Source organism: Sulfurovum sp., from assembly GCF_041551015.1.
Lineage (GTDB): Bacteria > Campylobacterota > Campylobacteria > Campylobacterales > Sulfurovaceae > Sulfurovum.
The window spans coordinates 1-3,605 of the sequence record NZ_JBFENQ010000165.1; the positions used below are offsets into that span (position 1 = coordinate 1).

Annotated in this window: 6 protein-coding genes and 1 pseudogene; all 7 read left to right on the plus strand. The window is 37.2% G+C overall.

The features are described 5' to 3' along the window. The first annotated feature begins 67 nt into the window (after positions 1 to 67). Entirely contained in the window at positions 68 to 466 is a 399-nt protein-coding gene (gene rplO / locus ABZC96_RS09105; RefSeq protein WP_373030607.1) for a 50S ribosomal protein L15, read from the plus strand. Between the two features lie 2 nt (positions 467 to 468). Then, complete coding sequence (gene secY, locus ABZC96_RS09110) at positions 469 to 1,731, plus strand: preprotein translocase subunit SecY (RefSeq protein WP_223891922.1); 1,263 nt, start codon at positions 469 to 471, stop codon at positions 1,729 to 1,731. After that, a complete protein-coding gene (map, locus tag ABZC96_RS09115) occupies positions 1,731 to 2,486 on the plus strand; it encodes a type I methionyl aminopeptidase (RefSeq protein ID WP_373030608.1) in 756 nt (251 codons plus the stop codon). The genes secY and map overlap by 1 nt, the downstream gene beginning before the upstream one ends. Positions 2,487 to 2,543: 57 nt before the next feature. Then, on the plus strand, positions 2,544 to 2,762 hold the full coding sequence (infA, locus tag ABZC96_RS09120) for a translation initiation factor IF-1 (protein ID WP_223891920.1): 219 nt from the start codon (positions 2,544 to 2,546) through the stop codon (positions 2,760 to 2,762). 277 nt (positions 2,763 to 3,039) lie between these two features. Beyond that, the gene (gene rpmJ, locus ABZC96_RS09125; protein ID WP_008244830.1) at positions 3,040 to 3,153 is read left to right on the plus strand and encodes a 50S ribosomal protein L36; all 114 of its coding nucleotides are present in this window, start codon (positions 3,040 to 3,042) and stop codon (positions 3,151 to 3,153) included. A gap of 2 nt (positions 3,154 to 3,155) precedes the next feature. Continuing rightward, positions 3,156 to 3,518, plus strand: coding sequence for a 30S ribosomal protein S13 (gene rpsM / locus ABZC96_RS09130; RefSeq protein ID WP_373030610.1), 363 nt, complete (start codon positions 3,156 to 3,158; stop codon positions 3,516 to 3,518). A gap of 12 nt (positions 3,519 to 3,530) precedes the next feature. Further along, positions 3,531 to 3,605 (plus strand): annotated as a pseudogene (locus ABZC96_RS09135) (30S ribosomal protein S11); the annotation flags it as partial.

Sequence of the window (3,605 nt, forward strand, 5' to 3'; positions counted from 1 at the left end):
AACCCAAATAACCTAGTGAGAGCGACAATCCAAGCACTTACTAGAATTAAAGCGTAAGGGGTAAAGTATGGGTTTACATAATTTACAACCTGCTCCAGGTTCAACTCGTAACAGAAAAAGAGTTGGTCGTGGTCAAGGTTCAGGAACAGGTAAAACAGCTGGACGCGGTCAAAAAGGTCAAAAGTCTAGATCTGGTTACAGTAGAAAAAGAGGTTTTGAAGGTGGTCAAATGCCACTTTACAAAAGATTACCTAAAATCGGTTTTACTTCTACAGTTGAAAAGCCATATGTGATCAATGTAGAAAAAATTAAAGCAATCGCTGAACTTTCTGAGATTACTCTTGAGACTATCAAGTCAGTTCATAAATTACAAAAAAATGTAACAAAAGTGAAGTTGATTGGTGTATCTGCAAAAGATCTTGCAGCTAAAATCAAAGACGATGCTGTTACAACAAGCGGAAAATAATTATGGGCAATGCTTTAACTCAAAAAATCCTGATTACATTGGGATTCCTTTTTGCGTACAGAGTTTTAGCCTATATCCCAACTCCAGGTGTTGACTTGAATGTTATCAAAGAGTTCTTTGATAGCAATACAAACAACGCCCTTGGGCTAATGAATATGTTCTCTGGTAATGCCGTTGAACGTTTAAGTATCATCTCTTTAGGTATCATGCCTTATATTACTGCTTCCATCGTTATGGAACTTCTTGCAGCAACTTTCCCAGCACTTGGTCAAATGAAAAAAGAACGTGACGGTATGCAAAAATATATGCAAATTATCCGTTATTTCACTATTTTTATTACTGTAGTACAAGCTATCGGTGTATCTATGGGACTTCAAAGTATGACGGGCAGAGCAGGACAGAGTGCAGTAATGATTGATCCAATGATGTTTACAGTGATCACTACCTTCTCTATGTTGGCAGGTACGATGTTGCTTATGTGGATCGGTGAACAGATCACACAAAAAGGTATTGGTAATGGTATATCACTTATTATCTTCGCTGGTATTGTATCTGGGTTACCTTCTGCGATCGGTAATACTGTTAGAGCTGTAAATGCAGGTGAGATGAACTTCTTGGTTGTACTTGGTATTTTAGCAATTATGCTGATTACTATCTTGGCTATTATCTATGTTGAACTTGGTGAGAGAAGGGTTCCTATCTCTTATTCAAGAAAGACTATTATGCAGAATCAGACAAAGAGAGTGATGAACTATATTCCTGTAAAAGTAAACCTTTCAGGTGTAATTCCTCCAATCTTTGCTTCAGCTGTATTGATGTTCCCATTGACAATGCTTCAGTCAAGTACTACACCATTTTTGGTAGCGATTGCTGACTCATTGGCACCAGGTGGGATCACATTCAATGTGGTTACTTTCTTACTTGTTATGTTCTTTGCATTTTTCTATGCGTCAATCGCATTTAATGCTAAAGACATTGCAGACAACTTGAAAAGACAAGGTGGATTTATCCCTGGTGTTAGACCAGGTGAACACACTAAAGAATTTTTAAATGAAGTTGCAAGTAGATTGACTGGCTCAGGTGCAGTATATCTTGCGATCATTTCAACGGTACCATTTATGATTATCTCTGGAATGGGCGCGTCTTTCTACTTCGGTGGGGTTGCTGTACTTATTATCGTTCAGGTTGCACTCGATACAATGAGAAAAATCGAAGCACAAAGAACAATGAATCAATATGATACATTGGGTAATGTAGGTCTATAATGGCTATTGCTATTCGAAAACCTGATGAGATCGCTAAGCTCAAAAGAGCTGGCGAGATCGTTGGAAAAACACTTCAATATCTTCAAAATATAATCAAACCAGGAATGACACTTAGTGAAATTGATGCTTTAGGTGAAGCTTATATCCGTGGGCATGGTGCTGAACCATCGTTTAAAGGATTGTATGGATTTACCGGTTCTGTATGTACTTCACTTAATGAAGTATGTATTCATGGTGTTCCTACAGATAGAGTGATTGAAGAAGGTGATGTACTCGGCTTAGATATCGGTACAAAGCTGGATGGTTATTTTGGTGATGCCGCGATCACAATGGCAGTGGGTAAAATATCTGCTGAAGATGAGGCACTGATAGAATGCTCAAAAGGTGCACTTTATCATGCAATAGACTCTATCAGAGAGGGGATGCGTTTTAAAGAATTGACAAAGATTCTTGAAGATTATATTGTTTCGGCAGGATTTGTTCCATTGCGTGATTATTGTGGACATGGCATAGGGACAAAACCTCATGATGAACCAAATATCCCTAACTATCTTGAGGGGAAAACAAATCAAGGGCCCAAAATTAAAAATGGTATGGTCTTTTGTTTGGAACCTATGGTATGTCAAAAAAGTGGTATTCCTGTACTGCTTGATGACAAATGGTCAGTCATTAGTGAGGACCAATGTAGAACGGCACACTATGAGCACCAGGTTGCTGTAGTAGATGGTAAAGCAATCATATTGACTGAAGCATAAGCTTCACGATTTTGACCAATATTAGTATTTAAAGTAGAAAATTCATAAAGGAATACAATGGCTAAAGATGATGTAATAGAAATTGACGGTAAAGTAGTTGAAGCATTGCCAAATGCGACATTTAGAGTAGAATTGGATAATGGACATATTGTCCTTTGTCATATTGCAGGTAAAATGAGAATGCACTATATTAAAATTCTTCCAGGCGATACTGTAAAAGTGGAGCTTACTCCATACAGCCTTGATAAAGGCCGTATCACATTTAGATACAAATAGAGCGGGAATCTTCTCGTTCATCAGGCATTTACACTTTTACTGTAAATGCTACCCTCTTTTTTTTAATCCACCTTACATTTTAATATAAGATTAACTTAATAAATATTTCGGTATAATCCCCATCCCTAAAACTATTAGGCTTTAGGAAACTGCGCGAAGAATCTTTGATTAAGTCGCACCGATTACTCAAGGGTTGGATTATGATACGTCAATAATCCACGCAAAATAGGGGTGTTTATTAAACATTCTAGGTGCAAATATATCGTAGGAGTAACCAATGAAGGTTAGACCATCAGTGAAAAAAATGTGTGATGACTGTAAAGTTATTAAACGCAAGGGTATCGTACGCGTGATTTGTAAAAATCCAAAACATAAACAAAGACAAGGATAAACATGGCACGTATTGCAGGTGTTGATTTACCACAAAAGAAAAGAATGGAGTATGCACTTACTTACATTTTTGGTATTGGCTTGACAACTTCAAGAAAAATTCTTGATAGAACAGGTGTTGATTATAACAAAAGAGTACATGAACTTACAGATGCTGAAGCAGCAACAATTCGTAATGATATTCAAGAAAATGTTATGGTTGAAGGTGATCTTAGAAAAAAAGTGACTTTAGATATCAAAGCACTTATGGATCTAGGTTCATATAGAGGTCTCAGACATAGAAAAGGTCTACCAGTGCGTGGACAAAAAACTAAGACAAATGCGCGTACAAGAAAAGGTAAGCGTAAAACTGTCGGTGCGGCATAAGGAGTAGGTTAGATGGCTAAGAAAAAAGCAAAAAAAAGTATTGCTAAAGGTGTAGTATACGTAGCTGCAACTTTCAATAACACTGTG